The organism is Agrobacterium sp. GW821-FHT14E08, assembly GCF_058803865.1.
Map to the genome: position 1 here is coordinate 177,739 of NZ_JBXAPJ010000003.1, position 16,201 is coordinate 193,939.

The 16,201-nt window shown below is 59.2% G+C and carries 10 protein-coding genes and 1 pseudogene; 5 read left to right on the forward strand and 6 right to left on the reverse strand.

Going from position 1 to position 16,201, the window contains the following annotated elements:
* Positions 1 to 6: 6 nt before the first annotated feature.
* Positions 7 to 1,059: a threonine aldolase family protein gene (locus AC1ROR_RS13535; protein ID WP_498589710.1), complete on the reverse strand. Its 1,053-nt coding sequence runs from the start codon at positions 1,057 to 1,059 to the stop codon at positions 7 to 9.
* Positions 1,060 to 1,529: 470 nt separating this feature from the next.
* Here AC1ROR_RS13535 and gltB point away from each other — a divergent pair.
* The 3 genes and pseudogenes from gltB to AC1ROR_RS13550 all read left to right on the forward strand — a co-directional run.
* Positions 1,530 to 6,176, forward strand: a pseudogene (gltB, locus tag AC1ROR_RS13540) (glutamate synthase large subunit); the annotation flags it as partial.
* 8 nt (positions 6,177 to 6,184) lie between these two features.
* The gene (locus AC1ROR_RS13545) at positions 6,185 to 6,343 is read left to right on the forward strand and encodes a hypothetical protein (protein ID WP_155275992.1); all 159 of its coding nucleotides are present in this window, start codon (positions 6,185 to 6,187) and stop codon (positions 6,341 to 6,343) included.
* A gap of 15 nt (positions 6,344 to 6,358) precedes the next feature.
* Positions 6,359 to 7,813 (forward strand): glutamate synthase subunit beta, encoded by a 1,455-nt coding sequence (locus tag AC1ROR_RS13550; protein ID WP_035226790.1) that lies wholly within the window; start codon positions 6,359 to 6,361, stop codon positions 7,811 to 7,813.
* A gap of 178 nt (positions 7,814 to 7,991) precedes the next feature.
* Here AC1ROR_RS13550 and AC1ROR_RS13555 read toward each other — a convergent pair whose 3' ends face one another.
* From AC1ROR_RS13555 to AC1ROR_RS13570, 4 genes are all read right to left on the reverse strand, one after another.
* Entirely contained in the window at positions 7,992 to 9,347 is a 1,356-nt protein-coding gene (locus AC1ROR_RS13555) for a sensor histidine kinase (RefSeq protein ID WP_498589711.1), read from the reverse strand.
* The gene (locus AC1ROR_RS13560; protein WP_498589712.1) at positions 9,344 to 10,018 is read right to left on the reverse strand and encodes a response regulator transcription factor; all 675 of its coding nucleotides are present in this window, start codon (positions 10,016 to 10,018) and stop codon (positions 9,344 to 9,346) included. The genes AC1ROR_RS13555 and AC1ROR_RS13560 overlap by 4 nt, the downstream gene beginning before the upstream one ends.
* 203 nt (positions 10,019 to 10,221) lie before the next feature.
* On the reverse strand, positions 10,222 to 11,457 hold the full coding sequence (locus tag AC1ROR_RS13565) for an SGNH/GDSL hydrolase family protein (RefSeq protein ID WP_142171026.1): 1,236 nt from the start codon (positions 11,455 to 11,457) through the stop codon (positions 10,222 to 10,224).
* A 64-nt stretch (positions 11,458 to 11,521) separates the two neighbouring features.
* The gene (locus tag AC1ROR_RS13570) at positions 11,522 to 12,745 is read right to left on the reverse strand and encodes a lytic murein transglycosylase (RefSeq protein WP_080838431.1); all 1,224 of its coding nucleotides are present in this window, start codon (positions 12,743 to 12,745) and stop codon (positions 11,522 to 11,524) included.
* A gap of 195 nt (positions 12,746 to 12,940) precedes the next feature.
* Here AC1ROR_RS13570 and galU point away from each other — a divergent pair, with 195 nt between their 5' ends.
* On the forward strand, positions 12,941 to 13,828 hold the full coding sequence (gene galU / locus AC1ROR_RS13575) for a UTP--glucose-1-phosphate uridylyltransferase GalU (protein WP_035226781.1): 888 nt from the start codon (positions 12,941 to 12,943) through the stop codon (positions 13,826 to 13,828).
* Between the two features lie 63 nt (positions 13,829 to 13,891).
* On the opposite strand, the gene uppP is transcribed toward galU, so the two are convergent.
* Positions 13,892 to 15,373, reverse strand: a complete 1,482-nt coding sequence (uppP, locus tag AC1ROR_RS13580; protein ID WP_498589713.1) for a polysaccharide biosynthesis protein UppP — start codon at positions 15,371 to 15,373, stop codon at positions 13,892 to 13,894.
* 416 nt (positions 15,374 to 15,789) lie between these two features.
* Here uppP and AC1ROR_RS13585 point away from each other — a divergent pair, with 416 nt between their 5' ends.
* The gene (locus AC1ROR_RS13585) at positions 15,790 to 16,155 is read left to right on the forward strand and encodes a PAS domain-containing protein (protein ID WP_498589714.1); all 366 of its coding nucleotides are present in this window, start codon (positions 15,790 to 15,792) and stop codon (positions 16,153 to 16,155) included.
* The last annotated feature ends 46 nt before the right edge of the window (positions 16,156 to 16,201 follow it).

Consider the following 16,201-nt stretch of genomic DNA (forward strand, 5'->3'; position numbering starts at 1 on the left):
ATGCTTTCAGACGGCGGCGCAGATCGACAGGAATTCGTCGACATCGGCCTCGGTCGTCGCGAAGCTGGTGACCATGCGGATCAGCACTTCATCCTTGCCGACCTTTTCCGGCATGTCGCGCGGCTCCAGCCAGTCATAGAACTTCGCACCCTTTGCCGTGGCGGCTTCGGCGGCAGCCTTCGGCAGAATGGCAAAAACTTCATTGGCCTGGGTCGGCCATGCAAGGCGGGCGCTGTTCAGCGACGCGAAACCGGCGCGCAGCTGGTTGGCCATGGCATTGGCGTGGCTGGCGAGACCGAGCCACAGGTCGTCCTGCAGATAGGCCTCGAACTGCGCGGCGATGAAGCGCGACTTGGAAAAAAGCTGGGCGGTGCGCTTGCGCAGGAACGAAAAATCCCGAGCGAGCGAGGGATCGAAGAAGACGATGGCTTCCGCACACCAGCAGCCGTTTTTCGTGCCGCCGAAAGACAGGACGTCGACGCCGCGTTTCCAGGTCATTTCGGCGGGCGTGGCGCCGAGCGCGGCCAGCGCATTGGCGAAACGTGCGCCATCCATATGCAGCGGCAGGCCGTTGTCTTTTGCGATTTTGGCGATGGCGTCGATTTCATCGAGCGTATAGACGGTCCCGGCCTCGGTCGCCTGCGTCATGGTGATGGCTGCGGCGCGACCGTGATGCACGGCATCCTGCGGATAACGCGCAATGCGCTCGACCAGGTTTTCGGGCAGCATCTTGCCGTTCGGTCCCTCGACGGCGACCATACGCATGCCGGAGAAGAAATCCGGTGCGCCACATTCATCCTCGATCACATGCGCTTCGGAGTGACAGAAGGTCAGGCCGCCGGGGCGGGCGATGCTTGCCAGCGAAAGCGAGTTGGCCGCCGTGCCTGTTGCGACGAAGAACACAGCCACCTCGCGCTCGAAAATCTCGTTGAAGCGCTTTTCGATGGAGAGATCGAGTTCGCTGGTGCCGTAAGCGGCGGCAAACCGGGTGGATTCCCGCGAAAGCCGTTCGTTGACGGCCGGATGGGCGCCGGCCCAATTGTCTGAAGCAAAAAACATCTCTGAAGGCTTTCCGATGGCTGGGGTTCGATTTGGTAAGGCGTGGCCGATGACCGGAAAAAGTTCTAGGACCTAACGTGGCGATTGGCAAATCCAGCAATGAAAGCAACGGGTCGGCCTGCTTTGAGACAAGAAAGTTTCGCGCAATAGGTCAGTATCGAAACTTCGCTGCAAAACGGTAGTTCGACTAATTGGATTCGTACCCTTGCTAAATCCACCGGTTTCTGCCAAAATTCTCACGAATTGAGACAGCTTTGCTGTCCTAAATTTGATCGAGCCGGGTTGAGTGTGGATTTTGCGGGAAGCAAAAATTCGCGTCGAGCCGAATCTTCGCATGAAACCATGCAGGTAATATTGCAGGAGGGACAAAAATGACGAACAAGCCGCAGGCAGAGATCGCCGCCGCAACCCTGACCACAGACTGTCCCACCGCGGCTGCGGCCGCACCCGTTTCTGCGAAGGGGCGTTTCGCGGGCGGCTTGCCGGAAAAGCAGGGTCTCTATGATCCTGCCAATGAACATGATGCCTGCGGCGTCGGCTTTGTGGCCCATATGAAGGGCCAGAAGTCGCACCAGATCGTCAAGGACGGCCTGTTCATTCTCGAAAATCTCACGCATCGCGGCGCAGTCGGCGCCGATCCGCTGATGGGTGACGGCGCGGGCATTCTCGTGCAGATCCCCGACCGCTTTTTCCGCGAGGAAATGGCGGCGCAGGGCGTGACGCTGCCGAAGGCCGGTGAATATGCCGTCGGCCACATCTTCATGCCGCGCGATCCGTCCCGCATCGAGCACTACAAGAAGGTGATCGTCGATGTCATCGGCGAGGAGGAGCAGCAGTTCCTCGGCTTCCGTGACGTGCCTGTTGACAATGCATCGCTCTCCAAGGCTCCGGATATTGCCGGGACCGAACCGCACCATGTTCAGGTTTTCATCGGCGCGGGGCGTGACGCTGCCACCAATGCCGATTTCGAACGCAAGCTGTTTCTGATCCGCAAGGTACTGTCCAACCGCATCTATGACGAGGGCGGCGGCAAGGAGACGCAGGATTTCTATCCCGTATCGCTGTCCTCCTCGACCATCGTTTATAAGGGCATGTTCCTCGCCTACCAGGTGGGCGCCTATTACAAGGATCTGGCGGATCCGCGCTTCGAATCCGCGGTTGCACTGGTGCACCAGCGCTTCTCGACGAACACCTTCCCGTCCTGGAAGCTCGCGCATCCCTACCGCATGGTCGCCCATAACGGCGAAATCAACACGCTGCGCGGCAACGTCAACTGGATGGCGGCACGTCAGGCGTCCGTCTCATCGGCGCTGTTCGGCGACGATATCTCCAAGCTCTGGCCGATCTCTTACGAAGGCCAGTCGGACACCGCCTGCTTCGACAACGCGCTCGAATTCCTCGTGCGCGGCGGTTATTCCATGGCCCATGCCGTGATGATGCTGATCCCCGAGGCCTGGGCCGGCAACCAGTCCATGTCGGCCGAACGCAAGGCATTCTACGAATATCACGCCGCGCTGATGGAGCCGTGGGACGGCCCGGCCGCCGTTGCCTTCACCGATGGCAAGCAGATCGGCGCGACGCTCGACCGCAACGGTCTGCGCCCGGCACGTTATCTCGTCACCGATGATGACCGCATCATCATGGCGTCGGAAGCCGGCACGCTGCCGGTGCCGGAAGAGCGCATCGTCAAGAAGTGGCGTTTGCAGCCCGGCAAGATGCTGCTGATCGACATGGAAAAGGGTTCGATCATTTCCGACGAGGAAGTGAAGCACGAGCTTGCCGCCAAGCACCCCTACCGCACGTGGCTCGACCGCACGCAGCTCATCCTCGAAGAGCTGAAGCCGGTTGAACCGCGCGCGTTGCGCCGCGACGTGTCGCTGCTCGACCGTCAGCAGGCCTTCGGTTACACCAGCGAAGATACGAAGCTCCTGATGTCGCCCATGGCGACCACCGGTCAGGAAGCCATTGGCTCCATGGGTACCGATACGCCGATTTCGGCCATGTCGGAAAAGTCGAAGCTGCTTTACACCTATTTCAAGCAGAACTTCGCGCAGGTCACCAACCCGCCGATCGACCCGATCCGCGAAGAGCTGGTGATGAGCCTCGTGTCCTTCATCGGTCCGCGTCCGAATATTCTCGACCATGAAGGTGCCGCCCGCGCCAAGCGTCTGGAAGTGCGCCAGCCGATCCTGACCAATGGCGATCTGGAAAAGATTCGCTCCATCGGCCACACGGAAGACCGTTTCGACACCAAGACACTCGACTTCACCTATGATGTGGAGCGCGGCGCCGAAGGCATGCCAGATATGCTCGACCGCCTGTGCGAGCGTGCGGAATCAGCTGTTCGCGGCGGTTACAACATCATCGTTCTGTCCGACCGTCAGCTTGGCCCGGACCGCATCGCGATCCCCGCCCTCCTGGCGACGGCGGCCGTGCACCATCACCTGATCCGCAAGGGTCTGCGCACCTCGGTCGGTCTCGTCGTGGAAACCGGCGAGCCGCGCGAAATCCACCATTTCTGCCTGCTGGCCGGTTATGGTGCCGAGGCGATCAACCCCTATCTCGCCTTCGATACGCTGCTTGACATGCACAAGCACGGCGCTTTCCCGAAGGAAGTCTCCGAGGACGAAGTCGTCTATCGCTACATCAAGGCGGTCGGCAAGGGCATCCTCAAGGTCATGTCCAAGATGGGCATTTCCACCTACCAGTCCTATTGCGGCGCGCAGATTTTCGACGCCATCGGCCTGTCTTCGGAATTCGTCGAGAAGTATTTCTTCGGCACCGCCACCTCGATCGAAGGCGTTGGCCTGACGGAGATTGCGGAAGAAACCGTGACGCGCCACACGGCCGCCTTCGGCAAGGACCCGATCCTTGCCAACACGCTGGATATTGGCGGCGAATATGCCTATCGCATGCGCGGCGAAAGCCACGCCTGGACGCCGGATGCGGTTGCCTCGCTGCAGCACGCCGTGCGCGGCAACAGCCAGGAGCGTTACCGCGAATTCGCCGGCATGGTGAATGAGACGGCGCTGCGCATGAACACCATTCGCGGGTTGTTCAAGGTCAAGTCGGCGGAAGCGCTCGGCCGCAAGCCGGTCTCCATCGATGACGTTGAACCGGCGGTCGATATCGTCAAGCGTTTCTCGACGGGCGCCATGTCCTTCGGTTCGATCAGCCGTGAGGCGCATACGACGCTTGCGATTGCCATGAACCGCATCGGCGGCAAGTCCAACACCGGCGAAGGCGGCGAAGAGTCCGACCGTTACATGCCGCTCCTGAACGGCAAGCCGAACCCGGAACGCTCGGCCATCAAACAGATCGCATCCGGCCGCTTCGGCGTGACGACGGAATATCTCGTCAATGCCGATATGCTGCAGATCAAGGTGGCGCAGGGTGCCAAGCCCGGCGAGGGCGGCCAGCTGCCCGGCCATAAGGTGGATGCGACCGTTGCCAAGACCCGGCATTCGACGCCGGGCGTCGGCCTTATTTCGCCGCCGCCGCATCATGACATCTACTCCATCGAAGATCTGGCGCAGCTGATCTACGACCTGAAGAACGTCAACCCGGAAGCCGATGTTTCGGTGAAGCTGGTGTCGGAAGTGGGCGTCGGCACGGTTGCGGCCGGTGTTGCCAAGGCGCGCGCCGACCATATCACCATTGCCGGTTTCGATGGCGGTACGGGCGCTTCGCCGCTGACTTCGCTGAAGCACGCCGGTTCCCCCTGGGAAATCGGCCTTGCCGAAACCCAGCAGACGCTGGTGCTGAACGGCCTTCGTTCGCGCATCGCCTTGCAGGTGGATGGCGGCCTGAAGACGGGCCGCGACGTCATCATCGGCGCGCTGCTCGGTGCGGATGAATTCGGCTTTGCCACCGCGCCGCTGATAGCGGCCGGCTGCATCATGATGCGCAAGTGCCATCTCAACACCTGCCCGGTGGGCGTCGCGACGCAGGATCCGGTTCTGCGCAAGCGCTTCAAGGGCACGCCGGAACACGTCATCAACTACTTCTTCTTCGTGGCCGAAGAAGTGCGCGAAATCCTTGCCTCGCTTGGCGTTACCAGGCTGGACGAGATCATCGGCGCTTCCGAACTGCTGGAGAAGGATGAGATGCTGGCGCACTGGAAGGCCAAGGGTCTGGATTTCAGCCGCATCTTCCACAAGGTCGAGGCTCCGAAGGAGGCAACCTTCTGGACCGAGCGCCAGAAGCACCCGATCGACGATATTCTCGATCGCAAGCTGATCGAGAAGTCGCTGCCATCGCTTGAAAACCGCGAGCCCGTGGTCTTTGAAGTGCCGATCAAGAACGTCGACCGTTCCGCCGGCGCCATGCTTTCGGGTGCGCTTGCCAAGCGCTGGGGCCACAAGGGCCTGAAGGACGATACGATCCACGTCACCCTCAAGGGTACGGCGGGCCAGTCCTTCGGCGCGTTCCTGGCACGCGGCATCACCTTCGATCTGGTGGGTGACGGCAACGACTATGTCGGCAAGGGTCTGTCGGGTGGCCGTATCATCGTGCGCCCGCCGGAAAACACCCGCATCGTCGCGGAGAACTCGATCATCGTCGGCAACACCGTGCTTTATGGCGCAATCACCGGCGAGTGCTATTTCCGCGGTGTCGCGGGTGAGCGCTTTGCGGTGCGCAACTCCGGTGCGGTCGCAGTTGTCGAAGGTGTCGGCGATCACGGTTGCGAATATATGACTGGCGGCATCGTGGTCGTTCTCGGCGAAACGGGCCGTAACTTCGCGGCCGGCATGTCCGGTGGCGTGGCCTATGTTCTCGATGAGACGGGTGATTTCGCCACACGCTGCAACATGGCCATGGTCGAGCTGGAGCCGGTTCCGGAAGAGGACGACATGCTGGAGAAGCTGCACCATCACGGCGGCGACCTCATGCACAAGGGGCGTGTAGACGTTTCCGAGGACATGACGCGCCACGATGAGGAGCGTCTCTACCAGCTGATCTCCAACCATTTCCACTACACAAACTCGTCGCGCGCCAAGGATATACTCGACCGCTGGAGCGAGTTCCGTCCGAAGTTCCGCAAGGTCATGCCGGTCGAATACCGTCGTGCGCTTGAGGAAATGGAGCGCATGCGCATGGGCGTGGCGGCGGAGTAATCCGCCGCGTGAGGATACTACACCAACTGGTCTCGCTGATGATCGCGGTCGCCGTTCCCACGGCGATCTACTGGACGAGCGGCGAGACCGGATTTGAGTTCATCGTGCTGGGGGCGGCTTTTGGTTTCGCTTACTGGTACTGGGGCCCGACAGGCGCTCCGCTTTGATGTGAGGACATAAACGTGGGCAAGGTTACAGGTTTTCTGGAGATCGACCGGCAGGTGGGCAAGTATCAGCCCGCATCGGACCGCATCCGCCATTTCCGCGAATTCACCATTCCGATGTCGGATGCCGAGGTGCAGAAGCAGTCGGCGCGCTGCATGGATTGCGGCATTCCCTATTGTCACGGCCCGACCGGCTGTCCCGTGCACAACCAGATCCCCGACTGGAACGATCTAGTCTATAACAACAACTGGGAAGAGGCGATCCGCAACCTCCACTCCACCAACAACTTCCCGGAATTCACCGGCCGCGTCTGTCCCGCGCCTTGTGAGGAGGCGTGCACGCTGAATCTCGAGGATGCACCGGTCGCGATCAAGACCGTCGAGCAGGCCATCGCCGACAAGGCCTATGAGCTGGGCTTTATCGTGCCGAAGCCGGCAACGATCCACACCGGGAAAAAAGTTGCCGTCATCGGTTCCGGCCCCTCGGGCATGGCGGCCGCACAGCAGCTTGGCCGCGCCGGTCATGAAGTGCATGTTTACGAGCGTGAATCGAAGCCCGGCGGGTTGTTGCGTTACGGTATTCCTGATTTCAAGATGGAGAAGAACTTCATCGACCGCCGTGTCGAGCAGATCAAGGGCGAAGGCGTTACCTTCCATTGCGGCGTCAATGTCGGCGTGGATGTGACGGTTGAGACGCTTCTGGCAGACCACGATGCCGTGCTTTATTGCGGCGGTTCGGAAACCCCGCGCCCGGCCGGTATCGGCGGCGCTGATTTCAACGGCGTTTACGACGCCATGCCTTACCTCGTGCAGCAGAACCGCCGCGTTGGCCGCGAAAACATCGACAGCATCGGCTGGCCTGCCGATCCCATCCTCGCCGGCGGCAAGCATGTCGTCGTCGTTGGTGGCGGCGATACGGCCTCTGACTGCGTCGGTACGGCTTTCCGTCAGGGTGCGGTGAAAGTCACGCAGCTCGACATCCGCCCGATGCCGCCGGAAAAGGAAGACAAGCTCGCGGTCTGGCCCTTCTGGGCAACCAAGATGCGCACCTCTTCCTCGCAGGCAGAAGGCGCCATCCGCGAGTTCCAGGTCGCCACGCTCGAATTCGTTGGCGAAGATGGCGTTCTGACCGGTGTGAAGTGCTGTCAGGTGGATGATCGCCGCAAGCCCATCGCCGGCACGGAATTCATCATCAAGGCCGATCTCGCCTTCATCGCCATCGGCTTCTCCGGCCCCTTCACCGATAGCGTGCTGAAGGAAATGAATGGCAAGCTGACGCTCAACACCGATCGCCGCGGCTCTACCAATGTGGTCGCCAATGAGACGGACTACAGAACCTCGGTCGACAAGCTGTGGGCGGCGGGTGATGTTCGTCGTGGCCAGTCGCTGGTTGTGTGGGCCATCCGTGAAGGCCGCCAGGCGGCACGCGCAATCGACGAGGCGCTGATGGGCGCAACCGTCCTGCCGCGCTAAGCCAGTCGATGCGGCGCAGGTCGCCATCCGAAAACAGAAAGGCCTGTTGTGTTTCACAACAGGCCTTTTGTTTGACTGGAGAACCGAAATGCAATGAAGGTCTCGCATTCAGGGGACGGACACTATATCGCGCCTTAGAATTGCAATGACATTACGTGTTTCCGAAGACGGGATCGTTTCAGCAATAGGGGAGGCTGATGCGGAAGGAGGCGCCGCCGGTAGGGGAATCACCAATGGTGATCTCTCCGCCATGGTATCGGACGATTTCCTGTACGAGGTTGAGACCGAGTCCGGTGCCGCGATCCTTGGGCCTTAACCGATGGAACGCGTCGAACACGGCTTCCCGGTCCTCTTCGGGAATTCCCTGGCCCTCATCGGATATGTCGATCACGCGGTTGGCCCCGACTTTTATGTTGATGGTTCCGCGATTGCCGCCATGTTCGATGGCATTTTGCACGATGTTCATAAGGGCGCGCTGCAGCGAGGCGTCATCCGCAAGGGCGAGGATCGGTTCTTCCTCCGGCTCGAATGAAAGCCCGTATCCTTGAGAAATCGCAAGCGGCGCCATGTCCGCCACGACCGACCGGCAAAGACCGACAAGATCAAGCGGGATAAGGGGCGCCTTTTGCCCGCCAAGTCGCTGCAGATCGAGCAATTGTTCGGCAAGCACGGCGATACGGCTGGCATCGGCCAATATCCTGCTCCGGTCCGGCCCGTCGAGCAGCGTTTCAACGCGGGTCTGGAGAATGGCGACCGGGGTGCGCAATTCATGGGCGGCATCGAGAATGAAACGCTTGTGCCGTTCATAACCATCGTCCAACCGCTGCAGCGCGCCGTTGACGGCATGCACGAGCGGCTGCACTTCCTGTGGAATGTTACTATCAGGCAATCGATATCCGCGTCTGTCGATATCGATGGTTTCCGCCGCATGCGCAATGGCGGAAAGGGCAAGAAATTCCCTGCGGATGATCCAGGGAATGGTCACGATCGTCACGATGGACATGAGAATAAGGATGGGCATGATCAATATGTTGGAAAACAGCAGGACCGGGAATGTCATGCTGAACGGGCCGCCTTTGCCGATCATGACGAATTCACCAGCCGGCCCCGAAGCACGGCGAACGACGGCGATGCGCACGACGGCGAGATAGGAATAGGACAATGCCGCGTCGCGAACATCCGAGACTTTGATGTCGCTAAGCTGTTGATCCATATTGCTGAAAACCTCCGGTACCGGCCCGCCCTGCACGATTTCACCTTTTTCGCTGACCGCAACGAACCAGAAATCGGGCATGTCGTTGCGCAGCTCGGCAAACTCCTCCGTTTCCTCCAGCCTCAGCCGGCCATCCTTGTCCCGCATGATTGCATTGGCGGTGATCTGGGCTGCCTGGGGGCTGAGCAGGGCGCTGCCTGCGCCGCCGCTCGACAGGTAAGCGACGAAGGCCGCACTGACGATGAAAAGGCTGCCGATCTGGAACAGCAGCAATTGAATTGTCAGGCGATGTTTGAGCGACTTCCGTCTGGCCAGCTTCATGCGGCCGCCCTCAGAAGGTAACCAACACCGCGAATGCCGTGGACCTCAAGGCCTGCATCCGCCGCCTGCAATTTGCGGCGCAGGCGTGAAATATGGGAATCAAGCGCATTGGACTGGATTTCATCGTCGAAATTATAGACGGCCTCCTCCAGCACCGAACGAAGCACCGTTCGGCCCTGCCGACGCAACAGGGCTTCAAGAATAAGCAGTTCACGTCTGGTCAGGGGAATAAACTCCCCCTTGATGCGCACTTCCCGGGTTTCGAAGCAAAATTCCAGCTTGCCCAGTCTCGCCGTCATCGTCACCGCGCCTGCCGGTCTGCGCATCAGGGCACGGATACGGGCAAGAAGCTCCTCGACGGCGAAGGGCTTGCCGAGATAATCGTCCGCTCCAAGGTTGAGACCGTTCACCCGGTCGGCAAGTGTTCCCTGCGCCGTCAACACGATGACGGGCGGGGTGATGGGCAGCAGGCGCAGATCTTCTATGAGTTCGATGCCATCGCCATCGGGCAATTGCCGGTCAAGCACGACAAGATCGTGAACACCGTCCATGATCGCATGGCGGGCAAGGTCGAGCGTCCCGACATTATCCACGATGATATCGAACCGGTGCAGGGCGGCGGACAGGGCTGCTGCCATTTCGCGTTCGTCTTCAACAAGCAGCAGGCGCATGACGTGTTCTCGGCAATGTCTGCGCACTTTCCCCGCAGGGCCGCGCATGAAATAAAACAACAGCTTCGTGGATGTAACGAAGAAATATCGCCTTGCAAAAACGCGGTTACAGACCGCATTCCTGCAGAGCTTCACTTATCCTGCCATTTTCGGATTGCCTAAACATTACGCCCTCACGGGCTCTCATGCTGGTGATGTAGCGTCTATTGTCTGGCCTGTGCCGTATCCGGGACGATACGGTAGTCATCGATGCGGCCTGCCGGCGCATCGGCCATCTCGCCGCGCTTGGTCAGCCGCTCGCGTGGTGATTCCACCACCGATACGCGTGTTGGTCCTGCTGTCAGGGGAGTATCGCCAAGCAGCTTGTCGCCGCCGTCAAGCGCCGGATCGGTAAGGCTGATCGGTTGCGTGCGCACCTGTCCCGCGTCGATGCCAAGCGCCGGCAGCGAAGTAAGCGCTGGCAGGTTGCTGCCGTCCAGTTTCACGAGATCAGGGCCGGCGCTGTCGAGGTGCCGGCGTACGAATTTCTCGACGTAAAAAGCAAGTTTGCGCTTGCCGGCGCTTGTCATGCCGACGCCATCGGCTTCGCGCAGACGGGCCTGCTGACCGTTCATGTCGTAACCGGTAATGACGAATTTCCCCGCCTCGTCGACGAAGCCGTCCCACACATCCACGAATTCGCCGCCATATTTCTCGACATGGCTGCGATAAAGCCGGTTGAAGCCGACCAGATCGGCGGTGAGCGAGGGCGACTGGAAGGCGGGCAGACCAACCCATAACAGCGGCACCTTCTTGCGGCCCGCAATAGTCAGAAGTTCATCGATCCGCCGTTCATATTCCTTGAACCAGACATCGGTGCCGAATTTTTCCCTGATATCGCCGATCTGCATCTGCTGGCGATCGTTCGATCCCATCATGATGACGATCGTCGCCGGATTAGTCTCGGTTATGAATTGCGGCAGATTGGCGAACCAGTCGTAATAATCAGTGCGAACGAGACCTGAGGAGCCGTTTGCCCGCACATCGACGGCGATTGCCGGTGAACTGGCAAAGGCGTTGACCAGTTCCTCCCCCATGCCGCCGGCCAGAAAATCACCGACGACCAGCACGCGCCTTGCATTTTCAAGCTTGGCGGCGGGTTCCGGTTTTATGGTTCGCATCTGAACCACCGAAGGCGCTTTTCTCGCGGGTTGCGGGCGAGTGACGGCTCTTTCGCGTGGGGCTGATGGGAAATCCCGGCGGTTGCGGGGCTGGTATTCGCGGCTGGGCGCATCCTCCCGGCCTACAGGCCTGCCGAACAGCATTTCGAACAGGGTACGCCGCTGTTCCTGGGCGAAGCTTTGGGAAGGGACGAGCGGCGTGCACAGCGCAGCACAAAGGATGATGGCGCAGACACGCCAACCTGTCTTTCCGCTTTTCGCCGCAGGTTTCCTACTCATGGCACCGACCTTTCCGGATGGTTCGGCGGCGGTAACGACCGTCGCCGAATTCGCCGGCACATTATTAATTGCGCAGGGCTCTCAGCAATCGCTGCGACGGCTGGCCGTCATTTTCCATGCCCATGCGCGACTGGATGGCGCTGATTGCGGCCTTCGACCCGGAGCCGAAATTGCCGTCGATTTCGCCATCGTAATAACCCAGTTCCTTCATGCGCGTCTGGAGTTCGAATTTTTCACGAATATCCAGCGTGCCGTCCGGACGCGGCCATTTCTGCTGCATGCCGCCATAACCGGCAATTTCGTCCGCAAGCAGGCCAACTGCCAGCGCGTAGCTGTCCGATGCGTTGTATTTCTTGATGGTGAAGAAGTTTTTCATCATCAGGAAACCGGGGCCGTTTGCGCCCCCCTGCAATTTCAGCATGGCGCGGTCGGAGCCGCGTGTGAAATTCTTCCCGTTCGGACGGGTAAAACCAAGCTTTGCCCATTCGGCAATGGTCTTCGTCTGGCCTTCATAACGCGCGCCGCCACGCGGTACGGCGGTTTCATAACCCCAGGTGCGGCCGGGCTCCCAGCCGTTCTTGGAAAGAAGATTGGCAGCGGTTGCCAGCGCATCGGGAACCGAATGCCAGATATCGCGCTTACCGTTGCCATCGGCGTCCACCGCATAAAGCAGATAGCTGGTCGGGATGAACTGGGTGTGGCCCATGGCCCCTGCCCAGGAACCCGTCAGTTGCTTCGGCGTCACATCGCCGGCCTGCAGGATTTTGAGCGCGGCGATCAATTGCGTGCGCGCGAATTTGGCGCGCTTGGGATCGGAATAGGCGAGTGTGGCCAGCGCCTGCGGAATATTGTGCAGTCGCTCCGGCTTTTCGAGAACGGCGCCGTAATTCGATTCCATCGACCAGATGGCGAGGATGATGTGCTTGTCGACATTGAAGTTGCGCTCGATCCAGTTGAGGGTCGTCGCATGCTTCATCTTCATTTCCCGACCGATCCGCACCGTATAGGGGTTAACGCGGGAATCGAGATAATCCCAGACCTGAGTGGTGAATTCCGGCTGAAAGGTTGCCTTGCGCAGCGCGTCCGGATCCGGCTCGCTGACGCCGGCAAAGGCCTTTTGATATGTGGCCTTGCTAATGCCTTCTTTCGCGGCTGTTGCGTAGAACTGGTTGATCCACTGTCTGAACCCCGCATCTGCGTGAGCAGAAACGGGCGCCAGCGAGATTGCCAGACCTGCAGCCATCATGCAGCCGAATTTGCGGACACCTGAAAGGATCATCTTTGTCATCGTCAGTCTTTCGTTCTCTCGAATGTCATTTCGATTGCGAAAACGCATCGGGCGTCATCATGGATAACAAAAGAACGTCAACAAATTCTTTACCATTAATAGATGGTAGCGTCACCCTTTACAAAACGTTGTTATTTTTGAAATAACAACAGCGTGCGGGGATTGTGATCAAGTTTTATCTCTCAGGAGGGATATGTGGTAGAACAGAAGAAAATTCGGAAGGCCGTATTTCCGGTCGCAGGTCTCGGCACGCGTTTCCTGCCCGCAACCAAGGCGGTTCCGAAAGAGATGCTCACCGTCGTCGACAAGCCTGTCATTCAATACGTCGTTGATGAGGCGGCGGAAGCGGGCATCGAGCATTTTGTATTCGTTACCGGCCGCGGCAAGGCGGTTATCGAAGATTATTTTGATATTCAATTTGAACTCGAACAGATGCTGCGTGAGCGCAACAAGAATGCCGAGCTGACATTGCTGGCCGGCCTTCTGCCCAAGGCGGGCACGGCAAGCTTCACGCGCCAGCAGGTGCCGCTCGGCCTTGGCCACGCGGTATGGTGCGCGCGTGATATCGTCGGTGATGAGCCTTTCGCCGTGCTTTTGCCTGACATGATCATGCACTCGCAGAAAAGCTGCCTGAAGGGCATGGTCGAACTTTACGACCAGACCGCCGGCAACGTCATCGCCGTGCAGGAATGCGCTCCCGACCAGACGCATAAATACGGTATCGTCGGCGTGGGCGACACCGTTGGCGAAGGTTTCAAGATCACCGAAATGGTCGAAAAGCCGGCCAAGGGCACGGCGCCGTCGAATTTCTATATTAACGGCCGCTACATCCTTCAGCCGGAGATTTTCGACATTCTCGAAAATCAGGAACGCGGTGCCGGCAATGAAATCCAGCTGACGGATGGCATGCTGACGCTCGCCAAGTCGCAGGAATTCTCCGGCTATCATTTCCGCGGCCAGACTTTCGATTGCGGTGCAAAGGATGGTTTCATCCTCGCCAACGTCGCCTTCGCTCTGGAGCGCGGCGATATTCGTCCTGCGATCGAGGAGCCGATCAAGGCACTTATCGACGGCCTGAAGTAATTCAGCCAAAATATGAGATTGGGATCCCGGCCTTCGCGCCGGGATTTCTGTTTTGGAGACAGTTTATCGCTTCAGGACAAGCCCTGCGCCGACGCGCAGTTCGTTGCTGTCATAAACTGGCGTCCACTGGTAGCTGACATCTGCCGTCAGATCGAGATAGCGGTTCAGGCCCCAGGTCAGGCCGGCGCCTGCGGTATATTCCACGACATTATCGATGTCGGAGGAGGGGAAGGTGCGGTGAACGATCTGCCCCGTCAGTCGAGCAACCAGATTGCTGCGCAATTCGTGGGTCAGACCGGCGTCAAGGCGATAGGAAATCCAGCCACCCTGCGGGCCGCCGGCGAAGTCCTCAATCATCGTGCGCAGCCCGAGATTAACGTTGGTACCGCGCTGGGGTGACCAGTTCAGTTCGCCGTCCAACGTCAATGCGCCGATGGCGGCAAGGCGGTCGTCGTCATATTGTTTGCGCAGGTAGCCTATTGCGGCCTCGCCGCGTGTCTTCTCGCCGAGGTCTACCTCGGTTCCGATCTTCGCACCGTAGGAATTCGAGGAGCGGGCGTAACCGGAATTATCCAGGCGGCTGTCATATTTCGTCGTTCCGACGTTCAGTTCGAGGAAGGGGATCAAGGCCGGCGACAATTCGTAGCCAATGCGACCGCGCAGGTTTGCAGCCTTCTGGTCGCGGTCGCTCAGGCTGATCGGCTGGCCGTTCAGGCCCTTCGCATCCGTATAGACCGTTCGCGAAAGATCGAGCGCCGCCAACCCGCGCAGCTTGCCGAAATCCCGTTCAATGGATGCGCCGGTCGTGAAGCGGTGTTCGCCGCCCTGCACCGATGCGCCGGTCAAAGCGTTGGGATCTGTCGTATCTTCGCGGCTGAATTCGTAACCGGCCGTAAGATTGGCGGTCGTTTCTTCACCGAGATCGAGGCGCAGATCGGCCTCGAGCCTTGCCCTCGGCTCTTCGCCATCCTTGTCGCTGCCGAAATTCCTTTCCCAGGCGCCGTCGCCCGTCACGGTCAGCGCGTGGCGGGACCAGTCGCTGGTCAGCGTCCCACGTATGCCCGTTGTCAGGTAATTGCGTCTTGAAGGCCCGCCGGTATTGCTCTGTTTTTCCGTATTGATCGTCTGGCTGATCGAAGGCCGCAGCAGGAATGTGCCGAGCCGGATCCCGGGCGTCTGTCCGGGTTGAGTCGGTACTTGCGGGTTTTCGCCACCATCGACCGTTGGTTCATAGGGGTTTTCGGCCTCGGCATAGGGCTGTCCCGCCTCGTCCTGCTGTTCAAAGATAGGATCACCGGGATTGTTGGAAGGCCGCCATAGCTGCTGCGGTGCGGATGCGGCTGTGGCCTGCGTCGTGTTTGCCTCCGCCTCTTCCGCCGGGACGCCCGGAGGCGTTCCGTCGCGGGAAGGAGCCGCAGTCGGCACCGGCGTGACCACGCTCTGGGCAAAGGCGTTTCCGGACGCGCAAAGAAGCGTGCAGGCAAGCAGCATGGTTGCTGCTTTCCGCGACGTCGACAGACGTGTGGCGGCGCCCCTCACATTCATTCCTCTTCACCCGGCGAATCTGGCCGATGCCGGATCGAAAGTTCACCAAGGCATCTCTGCCGGCCAATGACGACAGGCCGGTGAGAATGACGTGGACAAACCGGCGATCAGGCAGACGACGCAAGTTTTAACATCGCTTTAACAATAGGTTTTTTATGGTTAACAGTTGATAAAGATCGCCAGGATTTCAGCGCTGCGGTCATAGCCAGGAAATCCGTCGCCGTTGTCGTCTGATCGGGCAGCCCGGTTTCCCGAGGCGAGGCCGCTCGAAGAAATTTGCCATAATGCAAAATATTTCTAATATGATCAGATTTAAACGTTTCAATTTGGCACGGAATCGCCCTATGGTTAGCAGGAACTGGCTATAATTTCTTAGCAATTCCTATTGATTTTTATTTTTGTGACAGCGTCTTTTCATGAATCCCGTTTTGAACATCAATCAGGTTGGTTTTTATTGCTGGGATATTACCAACGATCGATTTTATCTGGACGAAATATGCGCTGAACTCTTCGGAATTCCGCTGCGACAGGCGATGCAGGGTATCAGTATTTTCCAGATGCTCGAAAAAGTGGATCTGGATCATCGAAATAGCGTCATCGAGACCGCGTTGACCACCCTGAAGGCGGCAAGTTTCTACAGCCAGGAATATGCCGTGCGCCGAGACGACGGCTCGGTTTCGTGGGTGAGGACCGTCGGACGGTATCTTGTCGATGAAGAAAACATCCCCTTTAAGCGACTGGGAACGATGGAGGAGATTTCTCCACCGGACTTGCGACACTAAAACACGGCGCTTTTCGGCTGGAGAGTGGACTTATTCCGGGTGAAAG